The 22868-nt window shown below is 67.5% G+C and carries 15 protein-coding genes; 6 read left to right on the top strand and 9 right to left on the bottom strand.

From position 1 onward, the window contains the following. Positions 1 to 71: 71 nt before the first annotated feature. Complete coding sequence (locus DL519_RS16165; protein WP_223839084.1) at positions 72 to 608, bottom strand: PAS domain-containing protein; 537 nt, start codon at positions 606 to 608, stop codon at positions 72 to 74. 103 nt (positions 609 to 711) lie between these two features. Between DL519_RS16165 and DL519_RS16160 the strand changes: the two genes are divergently transcribed. Next, positions 712 to 1047 (top strand): ANTAR domain-containing protein, encoded by a 336-nt coding sequence (locus tag DL519_RS16160; protein WP_190815980.1) that lies wholly within the window; start codon positions 712 to 714, stop codon positions 1045 to 1047. A gap of 231 nt (positions 1048 to 1278) precedes the next feature. On the opposite strand, the gene DL519_RS16155 is transcribed toward DL519_RS16160, so the two are convergent. From DL519_RS16155 to DL519_RS16135, 5 genes are all read right to left on the bottom strand, one after another. Beyond that, positions 1279 to 1539, bottom strand: a complete 261-nt coding sequence (locus DL519_RS16155) for a hypothetical protein (protein WP_190815978.1) — start codon at positions 1537 to 1539, stop codon at positions 1279 to 1281. A gap of 133 nt (positions 1540 to 1672) precedes the next feature. Continuing rightward, positions 1673 to 2674: a zinc-dependent alcohol dehydrogenase gene (locus tag DL519_RS16150; protein ID WP_190815976.1), complete on the bottom strand. Its 1002-nt coding sequence runs from the start codon at positions 2672 to 2674 to the stop codon at positions 1673 to 1675. After that, complete coding sequence (locus DL519_RS16145) at positions 2671 to 3546, bottom strand: alpha/beta fold hydrolase (RefSeq protein ID WP_190824010.1); 876 nt, start codon at positions 3544 to 3546, stop codon at positions 2671 to 2673. Before DL519_RS16145 ends, DL519_RS16150 begins: the two co-directional genes overlap by 4 nt. 12 nt (positions 3547 to 3558) lie before the next feature. Then, positions 3559 to 5289, bottom strand: coding sequence for an acyl-CoA dehydrogenase family protein (locus DL519_RS16140; RefSeq protein ID WP_223839082.1), 1731 nt, complete (start codon positions 5287 to 5289; stop codon positions 3559 to 3561). Beyond that, positions 5234 to 6013 carry a hypothetical protein gene (locus DL519_RS16135; RefSeq protein ID WP_190815974.1) on the bottom strand — a complete coding sequence of 260 codons (780 nt, stop codon included), beginning with the start codon at positions 6011 to 6013 and terminating at the stop codon, positions 5234 to 5236. Before DL519_RS16135 ends, DL519_RS16140 begins: the two co-directional genes overlap by 56 nt. A 1692-nt stretch (positions 6014 to 7705) precedes the next feature. On the opposite strand from DL519_RS16135, the gene DL519_RS16130 reads away from it, so the two are divergent. The 5 genes from DL519_RS16130 to DL519_RS16115 all read left to right on the top strand — a co-directional run bounded on the left by DL519_RS16130 (position 7706) and on the right by DL519_RS16115 (position 18489). Then, positions 7706 to 8326: an SGNH/GDSL hydrolase family protein gene (locus DL519_RS16130; protein WP_190815972.1), complete on the top strand. Its 621-nt coding sequence runs from the start codon at positions 7706 to 7708 to the stop codon at positions 8324 to 8326. 138 nt (positions 8327 to 8464) lie between these two features. Further along, positions 8465 to 12229, top strand: a complete 3765-nt coding sequence (locus DL519_RS46525; RefSeq protein ID WP_223839080.1) for a type I polyketide synthase — start codon at positions 8465 to 8467, stop codon at positions 12227 to 12229. Between the two features lie 53 nt (positions 12230 to 12282). Next, complete coding sequence (locus tag DL519_RS46520; protein WP_223839078.1) at positions 12283 to 14706, top strand: SDR family NAD(P)-dependent oxidoreductase; 2424 nt, start codon at positions 12283 to 12285, stop codon at positions 14704 to 14706. A 46-nt stretch (positions 14707 to 14752) separates the two neighbouring features. Next, entirely contained in the window at positions 14753 to 16903 is a 2151-nt protein-coding gene (locus tag DL519_RS16120; protein ID WP_190815970.1) for a beta-hydroxydecanoyl-ACP dehydratase, read from the top strand. Beyond that, a complete protein-coding gene (locus DL519_RS16115) occupies positions 16897 to 18489 on the top strand; it encodes a PfaD family polyunsaturated fatty acid/polyketide biosynthesis protein (RefSeq protein WP_190815968.1) in 1593 nt (530 codons plus the stop codon). Before DL519_RS16120 ends, DL519_RS16115 begins: the two co-directional genes overlap by 7 nt. A 270-nt stretch (positions 18490 to 18759) precedes the next feature. Here DL519_RS16115 and DL519_RS16105 read toward each other — a convergent pair whose 3' ends face one another. From DL519_RS16105 to DL519_RS16095, 3 genes are all read right to left on the bottom strand, one after another. Then, positions 18760 to 20457: an SEC-C domain-containing protein gene (locus tag DL519_RS16105; RefSeq protein WP_190815964.1), complete on the bottom strand. Its 1698-nt coding sequence runs from the start codon at positions 20455 to 20457 to the stop codon at positions 18760 to 18762. A gap of 1217 nt (positions 20458 to 21674) precedes the next feature. Further along, positions 21675 to 21833, bottom strand: coding sequence for a hypothetical protein (locus DL519_RS16100; RefSeq protein WP_168587855.1), 159 nt, complete (start codon positions 21831 to 21833; stop codon positions 21675 to 21677). Continuing rightward, a complete protein-coding gene (locus DL519_RS16095) occupies positions 21834 to 22664 on the bottom strand; it encodes a class E sortase (RefSeq protein WP_190815962.1) in 831 nt (276 codons plus the stop codon). Positions 22665 to 22868 lie beyond the last annotated feature (204 nt).

The raw sequence follows: 22868 nt of genomic DNA, 5'->3' as shown, positions 1-22868 counted from the left end.
ACACGCCGACCTCACCGATGCGCAGCAACGCGCCCATCCTCGGTGCTGGCGAGGCGTGGCCATCGTGCCGCTCAGAGTGTTAAGCCGCCGACATCGCTGTCGTTTCGGATGACTTTGATGAACCCAGTCAGGGCCCCGTTGGCATCGCGCTGCGCTGTGACCACCACGTGCGCCCAGTACCGGGTGCCGTTCTTACGTACCCGCCAGCCCTCATCGACAGAAAAGCCCGCCTCGGCTGCCTGATCCAGCTCCTTCTGCGGATACCCGGCTGCGACACGATCCGGCGGGTAGAAGACCGAAACGTGCCGACCGATGATCTCTCTGGCCGTGTAGCCCTTCATGCGTTCGGCGTCGGTGTTCCAGCTCCTGACAACGCCGTCCGCATCCAGGGCGAAGATCGCATACCGGCGGTTTGCTGACGTGGCAGTCCCCTCAATGTCAAGACCCACTGCACAGGCCCGCCCGTCGCCGGATACGAAGGTCGCGATAAACCCGAAAGTCCCGGCGGCGTGCGGGACGCTCCATGTTGAGACTGCACCCGGGAACGCGACCGCTTCACCGGGCTTTCGTCCTGATGTCGCTTGTCCGTAAGCCGTCCCCCACGTCAATCCCAGCGCCTCGCCTTTGGCCGATGCTCAAGCCGACCCGACCACGCACCGAACACGATTACCTCGCTCTGACTCGCCCACGCGGTGACATAATGGACATCAGGTGATTGGCGGTAACGCCATGCAAAGTCGAGACACCTCCGACCAGAAGCAGCCTTGGGGTAGCCCCGGGACGCGCGATAGCTTCACCAATCTTGACGCGGCACTTCAGGGCCATCCAGCGATCGAGCAGGCCAAGGGCATGTTGAAGCTGGCCTACGGGATCGATGACCACGACGCACTCGAACTGCTCGCAAGCATGTCGCACGACACCCGTACGGACATGCGTGAGGTGGCCCAGACGCTGGTGGAGCGGGTCACGGGCGTAGCGAACGCGCCGACCGTGAAGACCGTGAGCGCCCGTGTCCTTGAGGAGTGGGAGCGACTCAAAGAGCGCTAACCCAGCCTTGCAAAGGCGATCAAGGGGCATCGTCTACCTCGGCCGCTGATCGAACTACGTTGGTCGACGTGCCGCGTGGTTTCGGTCAATTGCCGTTGTTCTTCGTTGGTGTTGGTCCTCGTGCGCTCCGGATGTGCTCCATGCGCGTCCGGGGCGTCTGCACAGCTTCGACCTGGCCGAAATCCATACGATCTGGTTTCGAACCTGGCCTCCCATTCAGGCTCCAGCGCGTTACGGACCCGCGCCTGGTGGCATCGATCCATCATCGCGAGCACAGTCGACGATCGTCACTGGCTTCGCCAGGCGCAGCTGCTCGAACACCTTCTTGACGCCGCATTCCTTCGCCACAACATCTCGCACCGTGCCAAGCAGTGCCGACTGCACGGCGGGAAGAATGGCGACACTCGCGTTCAGTGCTGGACAGTCCCCGGCCCCAACGGCGCCGAGATCCTCGACGCCCTGGGGCCGGCCGCGACGGTCCTCCTTGATCACCGCACTCGCCTGATCACCGACTACCCGTGAACCATCATCACCGTCAGACCGTTGTGGGAGACGGTCGAGGATTTCGCGGAGGAGCTGGCGGAGGCGGCTTGAGCCCAAGTCCCCCTGCTCACCCTCTTCGGCGTCACCCGCCGGGAGCGATCATGACCACCTGGTGGTCTCCGGGCCGTCCGGTGAGGGCGTCCATCATCGCTGAGACCGGCCCGGCGTCCAGGGGGACGACGTCGGTGATGATCCGCTCGACCGGGATACGGCCGCCTCCGAGAAGCTCCAAGGCCGCCTCGAAGGCGCCTCTGTTCTGGGCGAAGCTGCCCACGATCCGGATCTCCTTGGTGATGAGGGCGACCGAGTCCAGTTCTGAGGGTCGCTCGTTCACTCCGAGTGCGACGATCGTTCCCCGTGTCCGCACGCGTCGGGCCGCGTCCGTGAGCGCGGTCACCGAGCCCACGCACTCGAACACCACGTCTGCGTCCGGGCCCCGCTCATCGACGTCCACGGTGGTGATCCCGGTCGCGGTCAGACGTGCGCGCCGTACGGGGTGCGGTTCCACCACCCGCACGTCCTCGACTCCCCGTAGCCGCAGCACGTGTGCCAGCAGGAAGCCGACCGTGCCGCCTCCGAGGACCGTGACAGTATCCGCTGCCGAAATTCCGGAGCGGTCGACCGCGTGGACCGCGCAGGACAGCGGTTCCGTCAGCGCCGCGTGCTCCAGCGAAACACCGTCCGGCACCGCGTACACCGTGTGCTCGGGGACGACGACGGCTTCGGCGTAGCCGCCGGGGCGTGTGCCCAGGCCGAGGGAACTCAGCCGCCAGGGCTGTACAGCGCACAGGTGGTTGTCGCCTACCCGGCAGTCGTCGCAGTCCCCGCAGCCCGCTTTCGGCCACACCACCACGGCCTGCCCAGCCGTCAGCCGCTCCCCGCCCGGTGCGGCGACGTGCCCGGAGATTTCGTGTCCGAGAACCGCGTCGGCCGGGACGAGGTGCGGCATTGCCCGCAGGTGCAGGTCGGAACCGCAGATGGCGCAGAACGCTACGTCCACGCGTACCCAGCCGGGCTCCGGCTCGCGTTCCTCGGCCTCCGCGAGCCGCAGCCCGCGCTCCTCGGTGATGACCAGTGCCCTCAATTTTCCTCCACAGTTTTCTCAGCGGCCAGGAACGCCCGGATCCGGGCGACCAGGATGTCCGGCTGCTCCTCGGCCGGGAAATGCCCGCAGGAGGCGATCTGCGCCCCCTCAAGCCGGGCGGCGTAGTCCCGCCACAGGTCGAGTACGGGCAGTGTCCCCACCAGCCCTTCGGCGCCCCACGCCACGTGCACGGGCATTGTCAGGCGGCGGCCCGCAGCCGCGTCGGCCTCGTCAGCTTCCAGATCCTCATGGCGAGCGGCGCGGTAGTCGTCGAAGCTCGCGCGAAGCGCCCCGGGCTGTGCGTACGCTTCCGCGTAGTGCCGCAGGTCCGCCTCAGTGAACGCCTCGCGCCGGAATGCTCCGGCGGCCAGCATGAACCGGACGTACTCCCCGGCTTTTCCTTCGGTGAGGAACTCGGGGAGGTCGGGGACGAGGTGGAAGAGCCAGTGCCAGTACGCGGCCCCGACCCGTGCGTCCATGTGCCGCCACATTTCCCGCGTCGGTACGACGCTGAGCAGTATCAGGCGGCTGATCTCGTGTGGCCGGTCCAGTCCCCACCGGTGGGCCACGCGTGCGCCCCGGTCGTGCCCGACCACAACAGCCTGCGTGTATCCCAGCTCGTGCATGAGTCCGCTCATGTCCGCGGCCATGGTCCGCTTGTCGTAGCCGCCCCGGGGCCGGCTGGACGCCCCGTATCCGCGCAGATCCGGCGCGACCACCGTATGGTCCCGCGCGAGGACGGGCAGAACGCGGCGCCAGGCGTAGCTGGTCTGCGGCCATCCGTGGAGGAACAGGATCAGCGGACCCTCTCCAGCGCGCCGTACATGGAACCGCAGACCGCCCACCGTCCGCGTTTCTTCCCGCGCATGCATCGCCACGGCGGTTTACCTCCCCTGCGCTGGGAGGGGAATTCCTACGGCCCCCTGCGCTGGGAGGGGAATTCCTACGGCCCGCTGCGCTGGGAGGGGAATTTCTACGGCCCGCGCTGGGGACGTGAATTCCGTCAGGTAGCCGTCGTCGACCATGGGGGCGGTGACGAGTTCGGGCAGGGGCGCGAGCAACTCGGCCAGGAGGCCGATCTTTTCCCTGTCGGCCGACACAGGCCGGTGCGGTTCCTGCAGCCGGTGTGCGGCGAAATCGGCTACCAGGTCGTCCATGATCTGCTGCGGCACCTGCGGGTCGGCGTCGTGCTCGCTCAGGATGAGGTCGAGCATGCGGGCGTGAACGAGCGTGACGGCCTCGGCATGGGTGAACGATCCGCCCGGACGGCTGCGCCACGCCTCGGTCAGTTCCTTCTCGACCCGCTCGGGCAGTGTCCCAGGCGGGCGTGAGGCGAACCGGTCTGAACGCAGAGCAGTGCGCGCCACTTGGTAGGCCATCACGGAGTTGTCGCCCGCGAAGGTCACATTGACCTCGAAGTCGGTCCGCAGGGTGACGATCTGGTTGTGGCAGTGGAACCCCTGCGACCCGCACATCTCGCGGCACGCGGCCAGGACGTCCAGGACCAGCCAGGAGCCGCATTTTCCGGTCGCGGTGAGCAGGTGCATGTTTTTACGGCCGGGGTCGGTGTGCCAGTCGCGTTCGACGCCCCTGACGACGGCGCGTTCCAGCAGGCGCAGCGCGAGGCAGCGCAGTTGAACCGGATACAGGCGGTCCAGGAACAGCGGCTCGTCCAGGAGGACCCTGCGGGTAGGCGTGGGGCGGGTTTCGCGGTGACCGGCGAACCGCCAGGTGAGGTGAGCTGCGAGTTCGGAGGCTCGTGCTCCGGCGCTGAGCGGGAAGATACGTTCCTGGACGAAGGTCTCGATGGATTTCACGAAGCGGGCGCCGGCATCGGGAAGCGTGCTGGAAAAACGTCCGCCCGCGTCGATGCGCGAGTACCGCCCCATCAGCGCCTCGCGGGGGAGCCGGACCCCGGTGAAGCGGGCACCGCCGACCTGGTTGGCCTGGATACCTCCCTTCGGGTCACACGACAGGATCGTGATACCCGGCAGGGGAGGACCGTTCTCCTCGCCGCGCAGCGGGACACGGAACCAGTGGTGGCCGACGTCTTCGCCGTCGATCACAAGGCGGGCCAGGACCATGCCGACGGTCGCGGCGTGTTTGATGTTTCCGATCCAGAACTTGCAGGCGGCGTCCGTGGGGGTGTCGAGCGTGAAACTCTGCTCCTCACGATTCCAGGAGACCGTCGTGCGGATCTCCCGCAGGTTGGTACCGCCGCCGATCTCCGTGCAGCAGAACGCGTAGACCTGGTGCATCCGCGTGATTTCGTCGTGGTACCGGGCGACCTGCTCAGGGGTGCCGTGGTTGAACAGCGCGCTCCCCGCGATGAGGTGATCGGTGATGGTCGAGGTGAGCGCGAAATCGAAGGCGCCCGTCAGGCCCATCATCTCGCACATGGACCGGAACGCGTGCTCCCGGGACTGGCCCATCCACATGTCGTTGTCGACGAGCCCCTCCCGGAAGATCGCTTTCATCCGGTCGATGGTCAGGTCCATGTACTCCCGCGGGGACAGATCGTCACGCAGTCGCGGATCGAACAACTCCTGCCGCAGCAGGTCACGCATCGTCCGCCGGTAGGCGGAGGCGTCCTGTTCCACGTCCAGGGCAGTCAACCGCTCCGCCTCCGTGGCATGGGCTTGGGTAACGAGATGTTGCCCATAAGGGACTGCAGTTGCGGCCATGTGATCGAAATCCTCTCGATTCGTGGGCATCGCGCATTTTCAAAGGGGACCGTGCCAGCTGGGCAGGGCCCATCCAGCGGCCGTTCACCCACGGTGCGGGAAAGGCATACAGGCCGGAAGGGCAGATATTGTCGACTACGAGTATCGGGGTGCCCTCCGGGAGAATTCCCTGCACCGCCCGCTCGGCCTGTTTGTACGGAAGGAACTTCTCGTGCGGCGAGGCCACGCACGGGTCCGCCTCCGGTCGCAGTTGCCGGATCTCGCTCCGCGCTTCAGCGCGGCCAGCGGGCAGACGGTCCACCATGCCGTCGAGGACCATGTCGGCGGCGAGGGCCGCGTCCAGTTCGTGATTGGCTTCGGTAGATGCAGCGAGGAAGAGCGCGGACCGGGAATGCGGTGCCGGCTCCGTCGTCGTACTGAGGCATTGCATGAGACAACGACGCAGCCAGAACACCTGAAGATCGCCGCGTTCAATTGAGGTTTGCCCATTAATCGGGCCGGTCGCCGAAGTGGCGGGCACTTCCCCGCGGTAGGCGGCGCAGACCGCATCGATCTCTTCGGCGAGTTCCGCGGCGATACACTGTCCTCGCGAATAGTGCGCGAAGGGATCCGTAAAATAGGCCCCTGCGCCGGGAACCATCAGGGCGGTGTTCATGATCGCCTTTCATGCGCCGCATCCAACCAGATATAGCGTTTGTGTCTAAGGTTTCTCGCCGTCCATGCTGCGCTGGTTCGCGATCTCATGTCGATATGAAGGCAAGCAGGTATCGCAGTGGGTGTCGCAGGTCATTGCGCCTGGTGTCCGTGATGGCATTTGCCGGTATTGATAATGACTTCTCGAGTATCCCTCAAGCTCATACGATCGGCGGATGGTTTGCCCGTCTACCCATCTCGTGTTGCCCGTCTGTTCCCTGGTTCGATGAGTACCGGCGCTGCTGCTCGACCCGGCCAAGCGGGACGCCGGTCGTGGACTGTGAACTCAGCGAGATCGAAGATGTGCTGCGCGAACACCACCGGGTTGATGATGCTCTGGTCCTGCAGGGTGCGAAGATCGAAGCGCACCTCGTGGTGACCGAACCAGTGCAGCCAGCCAACTCTGTCGACCTGGTGCACCCTCCTCCTCGGCACGTGCGAACCGTATGTTTACGAGGCGGATCCGCAGTTGACGCGCGATGAGAGCGATGCTTTGGTGAATCACCTATTCGCGGTTTCCGAGAGTCCGCAGCGCGTTTGAAGGTACCGGTGGGTTCCGGGCGCGGTCGAGGTGTGGGACAATCGGGCGACTCAACGCAATAACACACTGGCCGCACCACGCAGCAGTTGTCTACCGGGCTGGCCATTGCTGTTGCCACGGTGGCACTGCGGCTCGGTGAACCGTTGGGTGAGCTGGTGTTCGGTGCGCGTAGCGGGGCTACCTACACCGTAGCCTTCATCCTGCTTGGGCTGACTGCGCTGATCGCCACTGCCGGGGCGTTGAGCCTGCACCCGAATGCCGGCAACGCCGTGCGCACGCTGGGCACGCGGGCGAGCGGGCGAGCGCGACCTCCACCACGGAACCGGGCTGAGACTGCCAGCAGTTGGACGTTGCAGGCCAGCATGCAACGTCATGACACCAACGACATAAGCAGGTCACAGCTGCAGAGGCGATCCTCTCGTTAGCAACGAGAGATTCGGGCAACCCCCGAGGGCACTTTCGGGTAGACCGAGAGATTCGATCTTCTTATCCTTGACTCCCGCCGCATAGCTTTCCACTGCGACCGCCCCGACGGTGCGGGAAATCATGTCGATCAACATCAACGGCGGAATCCACAGTGGACGTTGTTTCTGCCGCGTCTCGGATGCCACGCCGCGGGTGGGAACGTGCAGGTACGTGCCGGAGAAGAGGAGAACGACCGTGGCTGAGGTAGTGGAATCACCCTCACCCAACTCGTTGGAAGACGTACGCCCGCTACCGCATCCTCGATCCACGCGCCAGGGTCAAGTCGAACAACTCCCCGAGTTGACTCCGGCGTTGTTGCTGGAGTTAACTACGGGGCTCTGGAGTTTCAAGGCTTCGCCGCCGCTGTCGAGCTGGAGCTGTTCACCAAGCTCTCCGACCTCGGCTCGGCCACAGTCGAAACAGCGTCCGAGGCCCTCGGACCGCCCGATCGGCCCACCGATCTGCTACTGGCCGCGTGTGCGTCTCCCAACTGAGGCCCTGCGGGCTGGTCGTACATAAGAAGGGGCTCCCGCAGCCCAGGGAGTGACTGTAACTCCCGCAGGGGGGCCGCCACCCGCACCGCCACGCAAAACGAGTTCCGCTAACAGGATCTAAGCGTTGTGTCCAGCCGAGAGCGAAGGAAGAGACATGCCGGCAATCCGATTGGCAGCGCTGGGTGACAGCTTCGTCGAGGGCCGTGGTGATCCCGGCCTCGACGGCCCGTTCCACGGCTGGGTGCCCCGGCTGGCCGATCGGCTCGGGATCCCGCGCCGGGGCGTGCTCAACCTGGGGACGTATCGGGCGACCACCCAGGACGTCGTCGACGGGCAGCTCCCGGCCGTGGTGGCGAGCAAGCCCCCGATGATCGGCGTGATCGTCGGGGTCAACGATCTCCTCAGCGACTACGACCCCGAGAGGTTCCGGCGCAACCTGGGGACGATCTATTCGAGTCTTCGCGGCATGAACACCACGGTGTTCACCGCGGCCTATCCCGACATTCCGAAGAACCTGGCGGTTCCCGGGGTTTTCCGGAGCCTGCTGCGGGACCGGTTCGCCGAGGCGAACTCCGTCCTGCGGGAGATCACCGCGGCGACCGGGACGCTCTGCCTGGACGTGGCAGCGATGCCCGAATGGGCCGAGGCGCGGATGTGGGCGGCGGACGGACTGCATCCCAACGTCGCGGGCCACCAGCTTTTCGCCGACCAGCTGACCGAATTCGTCGCCCGGGCGGCGGGACTGGTGCCGCCCGCCCTGCTCGTCGGCGGGTAACCGCACGACCGCCAGACCTGCCCCGCATTCCGCGACCGAGCCGACGAGGTCCCGGTGGCCCGCACCTGAACCTTTCCCGACGCGGCGGTGCGTGTCTTTGTGCTGCCCACCGGCCGAAACGACTTTGTGAGGAAGAACGTGAGCGAGGGTACGAATCCGATGGATCGGGACTTGACCGACCGGCGGCTGGCGAACAATCCGATTGCCATTGTGGGTATGGCGGGTTTATTCCCGATGGCGCGTAACTACCGCGAGTTCTGGCAGAACATCGTCGATGGCACGGACTGCACCGAGGAGGTGCCGGAATCCCGCTGGCGCCTTGAGGATTACTACGACCCCGACCCGTCGGTGCCGGACAAGACTTATTCGCACCGCGGGGGTTTCGTCCCGGATGTGGATTTCAGCCCGCTGGAATGGGGGCTGCCGCCCAACCAGATCGATCTCACCAGCACGATGCAGCTGCTGAGCCTCGGCGTCGCCCGTGATGTCCTCCGCGACAGCGGGGCGGTGGGCTCGGAGTGGTACGACGCGTCTACCACGGGCTGTGTCCTGGGCACGACCGGACCGGTGCCGCTGACGCACCCGCTGGCCGCCCGGCTGTCCACCCCGGTGCTGAAGGAGGTCGTGCGTAGCTGCGGGCTGACCTCCGAGGACACGGAGCGGATCGCGGAGAAGTATGCCCGGGCCTTCACCCCGTGGGAAGAGAGCACCTTCCCGGGGCTGCTCGCCAACGTCGTCGCCGGGCGCGTCGCGAACCGCCTCGGTCTGGGCGGCATGAACTCCACCGTGGATGCCGCGTGCGCCGCGTCGCTGTCTGCGGTCCGGGTGGCCATCGCCGAACTGGTGGACGGCCGCGCGGACATGATGATCACAGGCGGGGTGGACACCGAGAACTCCATCTTCGGGTTCATGTGCTTCAGCAAGACCCAGGCCCTGTCGCGCAGCAGCAAGATCAGCCCGTTCTCGGACGCTGCGGACGGGACGCTGCTCGGCGAAGGTGTGGGCATGCTCGCGTTGCGGCGGCTCTCCGACGCCGAGCGGGACGGGAACCGGATCTACGCGGTGATCCGCGGTCTCGGTTCCTCCAGTGACGGCCGGTCGAACAGCATCTATGCCCCGCTGGCAAAGGGGCAGCGGGCGGCGCTGGACCGCGCCTACGCGGACGCGGACTGCTCACCCGGCTCGGTCGAGCTTTTTGAGGCACACGCCACCGGAACGCCGGTCGGCGACCGCACCGAGCTGACCGCACTGGGCGGCCTGCTGCGCGATTCGTCGGAGGAGCAACACTTCGCCGCGCTGGGAAGCGTTAAATCCCAGATCGGCCACACCAAGGGCGCGGCGGGCACTGCGAGCCTGATGAAGCTCGCGCTTAGCCTCTACAACAAGACGCTGCCGCCCACGATCAATGTCGAGCGCACCAACCCGTCGGTCGACTTCTCCGGCGCGCCGTTCTACGTCAACGTCAAGACCCGCCCGTGGATCCGTGACCCGCACCGCCCGGTGCGTCGCGCCGCTGCGTCGGCGATGGGCTTCGGTGGTACCAACTTCCACTTCGTGCTGGAGGAACACACGCAGGACCGCTCGGAGATCGAGACGCTGCACCGCGCCGCGCGCGCCTATCTTTGGCATGCGGAGACCCCGCAGGAGCTGCTGGAGCTGGTCCGGTCGGACGATCCGCGGCAGGACGACGATCCGATCCCGGCAGCGCACGCCCGGATCGGTTTTGTCGCCGCGGACGAGGCGATCGCACAGGAACTGCGGGAACTGGCCGCCGAGCAACTCGCGGGCGCGCTGGACGCGGAGCACTGGACGCACCCGCGGGGTGTCTTCTACCGCATGCGGGCACAGCCGGACCTCAAGGTCGGTGCTCTTTTCGCGGGCCAGGGCAGCCAGTACGTCGATATGGGCCTGGAAGCCGCGCTGAACAACCCTGCGGTCGGTTCGGCCTTCGACGCCGCGAACGCCTCGTTCGACGGGGCGAGCACGCGGCTGGCGCAGGTCGTCTACCCGCCCACATTGCTGGACGCCGAGCTCCGGCAGAAACAGGAAGCCACGCTGCGCCAGACCCAGTACGCCCAGCCGGCGATCGGTGCGCTGTCGGCCGGCCAGTTCCGCTATCTGTCCTCGCTGGGCCTGGAGTGCTCCGGCTTCCTGGGACACAGCTTCGGTGAACTGACGGCCCTGTGGGCGTCGGGCGCGATCGCCGACGCCGACTTCTTCTGGCTCGCGCGGGCGCGCGGAGAGGCGATGGCTCCGCCCGCCGACGAACCAGGCTCCGACGCCGGCACGATGGCGGCGGTGCAGGCCGGCCGGGAGCAGGTCACCGAGATGCTGGCGGACTTCCCGGACGTTTTGGTGTGTAACAACAACGCGCCGGACCAGGTGGTCGTGGGCGGCCCCACTGCCGACGTGGAGGCCTTCGTCGTCGCGTGCGCCAAGCGGGAGTTGCCGGCCCTGCTGCTGTCGGTGGCAGCGGCCTTCCACACCTCGCACGTCGCGCACGCGGTCGAGAAGTTCCGGCCGGTCGTCGCGTCCGTCGGGATCGGCGAGCCGAGCGCCTCGGTCTATGCCAACAGCCCGGGTGCGAAGTACGGCACGGACCCGGACAGCAACGCCGAAACGCTGGTGCGGCAGTTGCTCGAGCCCGTCGAGTTCGCCGAAGCGGTGGAGGCGATGTACGCGGATGGCTGCACGGTGTTCGTCGAGTTCGGCCCGAAGCAGGTGCTGACCCAGCTGGTGCAGCGCACGCTCGCCGACGAGCCGATCGTCGCGATCCCGGCCGACGGCGGGCCGCTGGGCGACAGCGACCTCTCGCTGAAGCAGGCGGCCGTGCGGCTGGCGGTGCTCGGTGTGCCGCTGAGCGGCATCAACGTCCACCTCGCGCCCGGCTTCGACGAGGTCACGCCGACCGGGATGACCGTGCCGATCTCCGCCGCCGAACACGTGCCCGCCGAGCGCCGCGCCGCCTACGAGACCGGTTTGACCGACGGCTTCGAGGTTTCCGCGCTCAGCCGGGCGACCACCTTGCCCGCAACCGGCATCCACGAAGTGTCCACAGTGGACGATACCGTGCACGAGAGGGAGCAGATGAACGACCCACAGGCCGCCGCACCCATCGCCCACGCGCAGGCCCCGCTGGCGCCCGCCTACCAAGTTCCCGCCCAGCCGGGCATTCCGGCCGGCGACGACGCGGTGCGTCAGCACGTTGCGCTGCACTCGCAGTACCTGGACGGTCAGCTTCTGGTCGCCGAGGCCCTGACCGGGCTGCTGCGCGACCATCAGCAGTGGGACCGGCCGGACTCGCGGCTGCCGGAGGTCGTGGAGAGCGTGAAGAACCAGAGCGTCGCGATCTCGCAGGCACACGCCCGGGCCAACGAGGTGTTAGCGGAGCTCACCACCCTCGAACTGGGCGGGCAGCGCTCCCCGGAGGGCCGGGCGACGGTGTTCGCCGAAGCCACCGCCGTGCAGGCCCCCACCCCGCGGGCGCTGACCACCCAGCCGGCACCGGAGCAGCTCCCGACCGCTCCCGCGCCGCAGCCGGCTGCTCCGGCACCCGCCGCGCCCGAATCCGCTGCGATGCAGGAGCAATCGAAGCCCGCACCGGCTGCGGGGACCGTTTCGGGCGGGGTCGATGTGGCTTCGGTGAGGTCGGCGTTGCTTGAGGTGGTGTCGGAGAAGACGGGCTATCCGGTGGAGATGGTGGATCCGGGGATGGATCTGGAGGCGGATCTGGGGGTGGATTCGATCAAGCGGGTGCAGATTCTGGGGGTGTTGCAGGAGCGGTTTCCTGGGTTGCCTGTGGTGGGTCCGGAGCAGTTGGGTGAGTTGCGGACGCTGGATCAGATCTCCGGTTTCCTGGTCGCCGACGCGGGTGATGTGGACCCAAAAGCTCCGGCCCGCTGAGCGACGGGACCGCGCCCGCCGACGACGGCCCGGCCCCCACACCTCGGCACAAGGTGGAGCTGGTTGCGCTTCCTGGTCGTGATCTGCTCGGTGACGCCTACGCCGCCGAGCCCGTGGCCGTGGTGGCCGACCGTGGCGGTGACGACGCCGATGCGGTCGTCAGCGGGCTCCGGGAGCGCGGCTGGACGGTGCGCCGCGTGGACCTCAGCGGCTCGCCGGCCGTGTTCGACGGCGAGACCACCGAATTGGAAAACCTTCTGGCGCAACACCTCCAGGGCCGCGTGGACCTGTGTGTGAACCTGCTGGACGGCGATACGTGGGACGCCGGCGTCCGGCAGGTCGCGGAGACGATCCTGGTCGCCAAGCACGCATACGCCGCGCTCACCGAAACCGCCGAAGCGGGGTCGAGGGCGGGCTTCGTCACGGTGACCCGGCTCGACGGCGGTCTCGGACTCCGGGGCGGGCGCCCCGCCGCGGAGGCGCTGGCCGGTGGAGTCGGCGGGGTGGTCAAGACGCTGGGCTGCGAGGCACCAGGCGTGTTCTGCCGGGCACTCGACGTCGACCCGGGCGTGGACCGCGACGACTTCGTGGCGGCGCTGCTCGGGGAAATCGCCGACGCGGCGACCGACACCGCCGAAGTCGGCGTCGACGCCGCCGGAGCCCGGTGGACCGTCGTGCCCGGCGAGTTCGGCTTCGCCGTCGCGCAGCGCGACGAGATCGGCGGCGACGTCACGGACATCGGCGTCGACGTCGGCGACACGCTGGTCGTCACCGGGGGAGCTAGGGGAGTCACGGCGCTGTGTGTCCGAGCGCTGGCGCGGCACACGGAGGCGGCGTTCGTCCTGCTGGGCCGCACGGAACTCGCAGACGAGCCGTCCTGGGCCCGGGGCGTCGCCGACTCCGGGCTCAAGGCCGCGGCGATCGAGGACATCAAGGCCGGCGGCGAGCGCCCCACACCCCGCGAGGTCGAGCGGCGCTACCGCGACCAGATCGCCCAGCGGGAAATCCGCGCGACGATCGAAGCGGTACGCCGGGCAGGTTCGGAGGCCGGCTACCTCGCGGTCGACGTCACCGACCCCGCTGCCGTCCGCGCGGCGCTGGCTCCGCTGCGGGACCGGATCACAGGTGTGGTGCACGGCGCCGGGGTGCTCGCCGACGCGTACCTGCCGGACAAGACCGGCGACGAGATCCACCGTGTGTTCCAGACCAAGCTCACCGGTCTGCGCACGGTCCTCGACGTGCTCGACACCGATTCGCTGCGTCACCTCGTGCTGTTCACGTCCGTCGCCGGTCTGCTCGGCAATGCGGGCCAGGCGGACTACGCGGCGGCGAACGAGGCACTGTGCCGGCTTGCGGCGAGCTGGAAGCGGCAGCGCCCCGACTGCCACGTCACGGCGATCGATTGGGGCGCGTGGGATGGTGGGATGGTCACCCCCGGACTCCGCGACCTCTTCCACGCCCGCGGTGTGCGGCTGCTGGAGCCCGAGGCCGGTGCCCAGGCGTTCGTCGAGCAGTTCGGCAAGGAGCGTGCCGACGACGTGTGCGTGCTGGTGGGTGAGGCCAAGTCGCTGTCGGCAGGCGACCCGGGCGCGGCGGCCTCGTTCACCGCGCATCGCGACATCGCTACGCTGGCCGGAGATCCGGTGCTCGACGCTCATGTCGTCGGCGAACACGTGGTGCTGCCCGCCACGTTCGGCCTCGGCTGGATGATCCACGTCGCCGAACGGGCGCACCCGGGACGGCGGGTCGTCGAGGTTCGTGATTTCCAGGTGTACAAGGGGATCCTGTTCGACGGCTCGCTGGCGGGCAGCCAGCACGTCGTCGTGGAGCCGGCCGGTCACGCGGACGGCAATGCGCTCGTAAAGGTGTCGGTGCGCACCGGCACAGGCGCAGCGCTGCCGGTGCTGCACTACGCGGCGACGCTCGTGCTGTCCGCGTCGCTTGCGGACGCTCCGGTGGTGTCCGGCTGGACAACCGGATCTCCGGGTGAAGGCGGATCTCTGGGTGAAGGCCCCGAGAACGGGCTCGACATCTATCGCGACGCCATCCTGTTCCACGGTCCGCAGCTGCAGGGCCTGCGGCGAGTGCTCCACCACTCGGACGATCGCCTGGTGCTGGAATGCCGGCTTCCCGACACCGTGGTCGGCTTCGGCGCCTACCGGGGAGAACTGCACAGCCCGGTGCTCTGCGACCTGCTTCTGCAGGGACCGTCGGTGCACGGCAACCGGCTGCTCGGGCAGGCCAGTCTGCCGCTGGGATTCGGGCGGGCGGAGTACTTCGCGGCCCTGCCCGGCAACGAACCGTTCGTGCTGGTCGTCGACGGCGTGCGGCAGGCCGCGGCCGCCCTCACGGTCACCGCCACGGCCTGCGATCAGCAGGGACGTGTGCTGCAGCGGTGGCACGACATCCAGATGGTGGCGACGCCGGAGATGTCGGAAAAGTTCCGCGAGGGCACCCGGCGGTGGCTGGCGGAATGAGCACGCGCACAACGCCGAGTTGGGGACACCCGGAGGAGAAGCAGCGATGAACGACGAACTGGAGGGGCTGGGCTTCGACGGAGAGCCCTTCAACCCCTTCACTGGGGCCACCAGGGAGCCGCCCGGCGGGGCACAGCCGGTTCTGCAGCGGACATCGGCGGCACGGCAGGTTCCGGTGACGCAGCCGCCACCGGCAGCCGGCCAGGCTGCGGGAACCAGCCACATCGCCGCGGTGGCGCGGGAAATGCGCAGCGCTGTTGCCAACGCGCACCGGAATGCGCTGCACGCGCAGGTGCTGTTGCAGGTCAAGACTCTCAGCCAGTGGGGCGTGGCGCTCGCGGCCCCGGAGCCGGCGCCCGCCTGCGGGGCACGGTTCTTCGAGGTCGTCGACGGGCACATCCGCCCGACCGGCGTCCCGCCGTCGGTGCGGGTCGTGCCGTTCGTGACGACCGAAGCCCGGTTCAAGCCGCTGGCCCGGAGCGAGCAGACGCGGCTTGGCCGGGACGATCTCGGCCGGCTGACCGAAGGAGACATGGCCGGGGTTTTCGGCCCGGGCTACCTCCAGCCCGGCTGCAACCCGTCGGTGAAGCTCGCGGCGGGAGCGAGCTTGCTGCTGGGCGAGGTCACCCAGATCGAGCTGCGCGGCGGAAGCAGCGGCCGCGGCCAGGTGGTCGCGTCGGCGGGGCCGCTGGACGGCACACCCGAGTCGCTGCTCGCGGCGGCCGGTCAGGCGGCCGAGATCTTCGTGCTGTATCTGGGTTTGCACCTCTGCCTCGCGGACGCGACCTTCGTGCCCGGCGACGGCAGTGGCGAGCCGGCGCGCAGCGAGGTCGAACTCGCCCGGCCCGGTCCGCTGCACTCCGCGGAGATCCGGCTCGACGTCACCGACGTCGATCTCGTTCCCCGGCCGCACGTCCGCGCCAATGTGGAATTCCGCTCCGGCGGCACGGTGGCCGGGCGAGTCCTCGGTCTTTCCCTGGCAGTCGTGGAGAAACCCGGCGTCCCGATCGGTCCGGCTCGCGGTGGCATCCTCCCGGCGTTCCTCGGAAGATACTCCGCGGCCGGTGAGCAGACGATGATCAGCGAGTTCCACATCGCGCACTTCGCCCGCGGCAGCCACGGGATCGCCTTCGGCCCGGAGTTCGAGCACTACTCCGACCGCAGGGCGACCCGGGTGCCCGACCGGGGACTGACGATGGTGGACCGGCTGGTGTCCATGGACGGCAGGCGCGGCAAGCTCGACGGCGCGAGTTATGAGACCGAGTACGACTCGCCCGCCGATTCCTGGTATTACGCCGACACCGCCAACGCTTCCATGCCGAACACGGTCTACATGGAGACATCGCTGCAGTCGGCGTTGTCGATCGGGTACTTCCTCGGGCCGACATTGTCCGATCCGGAAGCACCCGTCAGCCTCCGCAACCTCGGCGGAACCGCGACCGTGCTGCGCGAGGTCGATCTGCGGGACAAGACGATCCGCCAGCGGTCCAAGCTGCAGTCGACCACGCTCAACAACGGTGCGTCGCTGCAGAGCTGCTCCTACACGATGCTGGTGGACGGCGAGCCGTTCTACGTGGGCGAGACCCTGTTCGGCTACTTCAGCGAGACGGCGATGGCCAACCAGACCGGCCTGGACGCGGGCCGGAACGTGCCGACTTGGCTGGAGGAGCAGCAACCGTGCCCGGCCACCCGCACGATCGACGTGGCCGCCCGCCGCGCCGACCCGTCCGCCCCGCTGTGCGCTCGCGACCACCTCGCGTTGCTGGATGACGTCCAGGTCGTCGACGAGGGTGGGAACTACGGGAAGGGCTATCTCCGCGCGGTCCGCCGGATCGACCCGGACGACTGGTTCTTCGCCCGGCACTTCCCGCACGACCCGGTGATCCCCGGTTCGCTGGGCGTCGAGACGGTCATCCAGGCGATGCAGGAATGGCTGCTGGACGCGGGACTGGGCGAGGGAATGTCCGATCCGGGATTCATTCTCCCGGTCGGTGCGCCGTCCACCTGGAAGTACCGCGGCCAGTTCCTGCCCACCGACGGTGAGGCCACCCTCGAAGTGCACATCAAGGACGTCCGCCGCGGGCCGGGCCGCGTGCGGGTGACCGGCGACGCCAGCATGTGGAAGCCGGGCCTGCGGATCTACGAACTCACCGACATCGCGGTCGAACTGCGCGAGGAAGGAGCACAGCCATGGTGACGCCGACCGGCGCGGTACCCGAGGCCGGGCGCGACGCGGATTCGGTCCACGCGCACCTGCTGAACCTCGACCGGCCGTTCTACCTGGTCAGAGACGCCCACGGCATCGCGGCCGCGGGCAGCGCCGAGCATCCGCCGGGCACCCAGGTGCTCGCCGCCGTGCCCCCGCTGCCCCCCTCGGCGCTGGGGGACAAGCGGTTCCTCACCGCCCACGGTGTCCGCCTGCCGTACATGGCGGGCTCGATGGCCAACGGGATCGCCTCGGCGAAGATGGTGATCGCCTTGGCCGAGCAGGGTTTCCTCGCCTCTTACGGAGCGGCCGGTGTCGTCGCACAGCGGGTCGACGAGGACCTCGCACACATTCGCGCCCGCCTGCGGGGCATGCCCTTCGCGTGCAACCTCATCCACAGCCCGAACGAGCCGGCGATGGAACAGTCGACGGTGGACCTTTGCCTCAAGCACGAGGTCCGCACCATCGAAGCGTCCGCGTTCCTCGACCTGACGCCGCAGATCGTGCGGTACCGACTGGCGGGCCTGACCCGCGGGCCCGGCGGGAAGGTCGTCGCGCACAACAAGGTTATCGCCAAAGTCTCCCGCACAGAGGTCGCCGAGAAGTTCCTGCGCCCCGCACCGGAGGCCATCGTGCGAGAACTGGTCGCCTCGGGAGCGATCACGGCCGACCAAGCCGAGTGGTCGCGCCAAATCCCCGTGGCCGACGACGTCACCGCCGAAGCGGACTCCGGCGGGCACACCGACCGCCGGCCGCTGGTCGTGCTTCTCCCGGAGATCATCGCGGTGCGCGACCGCGTGCAGCGTGAACTCGGCTACGGGCAACAGGTCCGGGTCGGGGCGGCCGGGGGCATCGGCACCCCGGACGCGGCAGCCGCCGCATTCGCCCTGGGCGCCGCCTACGTCGTGACCGGCTCGATCAACCAGGCCACGGTGGAAGCGGCGCAGTCGTGGGAAACCAAGCGGCTGCTGGCCGGGGCGGGCGCGACCGACTGCGCTATGGCGCCCTCGGCCGATATGTTCGAAATGGGCGTCGAAGTGCAGGTCCTCAAGCGCGGCACGATGTTCGCCACCAAGGCGAGGCGCCTCTACGACGTCTACCGGGCCCACGACGGGATCGAGTCGATTCCCGCCGCGGAGCGCGCCGGCATGGAGGAACGGATCTTCCAGCGACCGCTGGACGACGTGTGGCGGGACTGCGTCAGGTTCTTCCAGGAGCGCGACCCCGAGCAGATCAGCCGGGCGCAGGACAACCCGAAGCGCCGGATGGCGTTGATCTTCCGGTGGTACCTGGGACTGTCCTCGGGCTGGAGCATTTCCGGCGCCCAGGGGCGGGTGGCCGACTATCAGATCTGGTGCGGTCCTGCGATGGGTGCATTCAACAACTGGGTCAGCGGAACCTACCTGGCCGCCGTCGAGAATCGCCGCGCGGCGGAGCTGGCCACCCATGTCATGCGTGGTGCGGCGTTCGCGAGCCGGGTGACGCAACTGCGCCTCGCCGGGGCCCGGCTGCCCGTCAGCGCCCGTTCGTACGTCCCCGTACCTCTGGAGTCCGGCGCTGGGAGGAATCATGACTAAAGCTGGAGGATCTTCTCCGAGTGACCTCTGTCGAAGATCAGCACTCGGTTGGTGTACTCCTCGCGAACGGAGCGTATGAATCGTTCCGCGTGCGGGTTGCAGTTGGGGCTTCGCGGCGGGATCTTCGTGACCGTGATGCCTTCGCTGGCGAAGATTGTGGCCCAGGCGGCGGTGGGATGGGCGGTGGCCCTACGGATATCCCAGGCCGCCCAGCGAGTGACGACGCGCTTGATCGCCGTTCTTATCCAGCACCTGACTCCGTGCTGAGCCTCACTCGGCGAATGCTCGCGATCCATTGAGCGCGAGGGTTTGGCGGAGTCGGTCGGGGTTCATGAGCCCGGCGGTGGGTCGCCCTTCGCGTTTCGTATCCAGGAGAGTGGCTTCCACGTCGTCGAGGGTGGCGTGGAGTTCGCTGAGGATTGCGGGGTCGGTGGAAGCGGCTGCCTGGCGCGGGGTCAGATTGCCGATGACGCCAGGGTTGTCGAGCCAGGCGGCTTCGGCGTCGAGGCTGATGCGTTCGTTGGCCTGGTCCTCTTCGTGGCATTCGTCGAGGAAGTAGGTCTCCAGGATGACGGTTCGGCCTTCGCGGCCGTCGGGTTCCGGGTCGGGGCTGAGGCGTTCCGTGTGCCGGTTTTGCTCGGTGGCGTCGGGGGCAACGTTGTGTAGGAGATCTTCGAGTTCTGCGAGTCGGGTTGGGGAGTTCGCGGTGACGGTGAATTCGTCGTGGTCGCGGCGGATCTCTCCGATGCTGAGTGTCCGCCCGTCGGGCAGTTGGCGGTGAGAGGCCAGCAGGTCATCGCCGGTCTGCACGAGCTGTTCTCTAAGGCGGTCGAAGGTCTGTTCCGCTTGGTTCGCGGTGTAGGTGACCCGGCAGTCGTGAACAGCGTCGCCGTCCGAGTTGCGCACCTGGGTCGGCGGTTCCGGGGCGAAGAAGTCTGCGATTTGTTCCGGCGACGGCCCTGATGCGAGCAGCTCCTCTATGGCGCGGCGCCAGTGGCGGGGGACCGGGACGGGAATCGCAAGTAGCCGGGGTCCGGTGGTGTCGTGCAGCAATCGGCCGCAGAACAGGCCAAGACGTCGGGCGGAGGTGGAGAACAGTTTGTCCGAGAGGTGGATCGGCTCTCCGTTGGGACGGGCCCGCAGCGTGACTCCGCGGCCGCGTTTGACGTCGACGGTTTCATAAAGAGTGAACGGGACCCGCCGCCAGTCTTCGATGAGGTCGCGTTCTTCGGGGCGCAGCCAGTGACCTCGGGCGGCGAGGAACTTTTCCACCAGGCCGCCCTGGAAGAGTGCCACGTCGAGGCAGAACATCGCGTACCGCTGGGGTTCCGCGGTGCGTTCGGACAGTGCCCTGATGGCCTCGACGCCCGGGGAGCGTTCGGCGTAGCTACCCAGCAGTGCGTACAGGAGTTGGGCCCGCGCGGCCAACCCGGGTACGGCGCCACGTCGGCAACATGCCTTGTACTTCCGTCCCGATCCGCACAGGCAGGGGCTGTTGCGCGGCACGTCATCCACCGCGGAGGCTGCGAGGGCCTCGTTCAGTCCTCGTTGCAGCGGGCTGGGGATCTGGGCGCGGCGTAGGTAGCGATCGGCGGCGGTGTAGTCGCCGCGGGCGGCTGCGTATTGCGTGGCGTCGTGCAGGGCCGGTTCCAAGTCGGGGCGGTGCGCCAGGGAGTCATTGATGTGCTCGCGGGCGGAGGTGGAGTCTCCGGCGCCCTCGGCGGCGCGTGCCGAAAGCAGCGCGACCGCGGCCTTGGCGTATTTGCCGCGGGCCTTGGATTGAATTACCCGCAGCAGCGCACTGACGTCACCGCCGCGCGCGGTGTGGCATTCGACCTGGCCGGAAAGGAAATCCAGCGCTTCGTCGGGCGCGGTGGCGAGAATATCGACGAGGAAGTCGGTCTGATCCTCATCCAACGGCTCATCACTGGTGAGCCATCCCGCGACGGTGTCACTATCAACCAGCACATCGGTCTCCGCAGCCATTGAGCTAGCGTAACCGATCACGGCGGAAGGGCCGTCGGGAAGGATGCGGCAACGCTCGCGATAGGGTAGCCGCTGGCAGGCAAGACGCATGTATGCAGTGACATCGGCGATCTCTCGGAGAGGTGAGCATGACCGCGTCTAATGCTCTTGCCCGCGCCCTCGAAACGATTCTCGTTGACTGCTAAGGCGAGGACGAAAGCCGTCTCCTCCGGGCTTCGCCGACCTCGGGGAGCCCCGAGCATGACACTACCTGGACTGGCTGGGCGAATCGTTCGCCGCCACCGCCGTCGACCTCGAAGCGATCAACACCGTATACGCCGCCATCCGCGTTGCGGGCCCCGCTGACACGGTAGGACGGCACGCCGCCTGCACCGAGCGCTCGCACCGGCTGGAAAGTGAGCTCACCGCGGCTGGTGCCAGGAGCGGCTCGGTAGACGCCCGGGCGTGCTGGTTGACCTGCTCGCCGACAGGTGCGGACGAGCGTCGGACCCATACCTTCCGGTTAGGCACTGTGTATGTGGATCGGTGGACAGTCCAGGGTGGTCCCGCGGATCTGATCTGTCAGATGTGACAAGCATGGTAGCGGCGGGGAGCGGGAAGGAAATGGGAGGATCGTGGTGGTGTGAACCGACTTGAACCCGTAGTGAAGTGCAGCGAACTGCACCAGATTATCCTGCGGTTTCTGGGTTTTCGCAGATGACGGTCTCTTGTGGACTAATCTGGGGGTCGAGGGGTCGCAGGTTCAAATCCTGTCATCCCGACGTTGGCGGAAGTCCGCTGACCTGCACGTAAGTGCAGGTCAGTGAGCTTTTTCGTGTTTTTGTGTGGATCTTGTGGTGATCGCAATTCAAGATCAAATCGGCGTGCCAGGAGCGAATCAGGAGCGCGCCCATCAAGTTTTTGACTGAATGCGCAAATGGGATTGCATTTGGTGGTCACACTGTGTAGCGACTGGTCAAGCTTTGGAAACAGGCCCGAACCGCGTTGAAGTGCCCCCGACCGTCTTGCGTCGGTTGGTGGCGGTTGCCAGGTGCCTGACCTCAGTTGTGAGCGAGTGGGTTCCGTTGACGGCGGTGTTGGTGTTGCGCGGACCCTGCACTACACCACCTAACAACCCGACGGCACGAGCCGGATGAACCGAGAGGTTCACGTCCGGATCTGTGGGGGCGGGGAGGGGCAGATCCTCCCCGCTACCCGGCCTAGTTCGGGACCGAGACCTGGTTGAACGGGAGCATCGGTTCCAGCCAGGGGAAGACCACGAACAGCAGCAGCGCGATCACTCCCAGGGCCAGTAGCAGCGCGAGCACCAGCTTCGTGCCCAGCGGCCCGGGGAGGTGACGCCAGATCCAGCCGTACATTTATGCCTCCCCGATCGTCTGCAACAACTGGGCATACGTGGCGTCGGCCGTCTTCGGGAACTGGTTGGTCAGCACCGCGTGCACGATCAGCCGTTGCCGGTCGGAGAACTGCGGGTGGCACGTGGTCAGCGTGAGCAGTGCGACCTGCTGTGGGGGTGGCAGGATGTCGGGCGGTTTGCGTGGCACCGGCGCCACGACATCGCCCTCGTTCGGGCTGACGATCTCGCGGCCATAGGTCTCGCCGTATGGGCCGCCGTCGGCCACGTTCGTCCGCAGCGTGCCGACATGCGAGCACTGCGGTTGTGCGCCCTTCCCGGTCGACCAGTTCGCGAACTCGCCGGAGTGCGGCAGTACGCGGTAGACGAAGAAGTCGGTCTGCGTCTCCACTACGATCGCGTCGCAGGAGCTCAGCAGGTCCAGGTCGTTGAAGGGCGCACCCTTGCCGACCCGGTGCCCGGCGACCGCGAAGTTGCCTGGTTCGCCGGGCAGCGCGGTGCCCTTGTAGTGTCCCGGCCCGACCTCCAGTGCCGCCGCTTCGGTGCCTTCCTGGATGGTGAAGTGGTAGTCGGCGCCGAAGCTCGGGATGTACAGCTTGGCGAACGCTTTGCCGTCGATCAGTTCGGGATGCGGCTGCCGGCCCTGTGCCCAGTCCCCGTTGAGCGTCGTCGTCGCGCTGGCCTGTTTCTTCGCCGAGAAGAGGTCGGTCACGTACAGCTCGTAGACGACGAACAGCAGGACGACCAGCCCAGCGGTGATCAGCAGCTCGCCGAAGGTTCGCACGATCTTCGCGCCGAGTCCCCCCGATGACTTCGGTGCTTCCAGAATCGCCACGCGTGCTCCTTTCTGGAACTCGCTTACGTTAACGTGTCAGGTGCGGGTGGGTGTACGCGGAGTCGCCGGCCAAGGTGCCCGCTGCCTGGCCGTCGCATCCGAGACGTTCTTTTCCTGTCCAGCCGCGAGGATGCGCTGATGCGGGCTTACGAGCTTGGTGTGCTCTGACGTCCACTATGGATTTTGGTTGACGGTTGTCTATTG

Origin of the sequence: Saccharopolyspora pogona, from assembly GCF_014697215.1 — a bacterium.
Lineage (GTDB): Bacteria > Actinomycetota > Actinomycetes > Mycobacteriales > Pseudonocardiaceae > Saccharopolyspora > Saccharopolyspora hattusasensis.
The sequence above is the reverse complement of the archived record's forward strand: the minus strand, read 5'-3'. Positions and strand labels throughout refer to the sequence as shown.

Excerpts from the sequence above, each read along its gene's own strand:
- DL519_RS16145 (WP_190824010.1), bottom strand. The coding sequence starts at position 3,546 with ATGCATGCGCGGGAAGAAACGCGGACGGTGGGCGGTCTGCGGTTCCAT.
- DL519_RS16135 (WP_190815974.1), bottom strand. The coding sequence starts at position 6,013 with ATGAACACCGCCCTGATGGTTCCCGGCGCAGGGGCCTATTTTACGGAT.
- DL519_RS16130 (WP_190815972.1), top strand. The coding sequence starts at position 7,706 with ATGCCGGCAATCCGATTGGCAGCGCTGGGTGACAGCTTCGTCGAGGGC.
- DL519_RS16120 (WP_190815970.1), top strand. The coding sequence starts at position 14,753 with ATGAACGACGAACTGGAGGGGCTGGGCTTCGACGGAGAGCCCTTCAAC.
- DL519_RS16115 (WP_190815968.1), top strand. The coding sequence starts at position 16,897 with ATGGTGACGCCGACCGGCGCGGTACCCGAGGCCGGGCGCGACGCGGAT.
- DL519_RS16100 (WP_168587855.1), bottom strand. The coding sequence starts at position 21,833 with ATGTACGGCTGGATCTGGCGTCACCTCCCCGGGCCGCTGGGCACGAAG.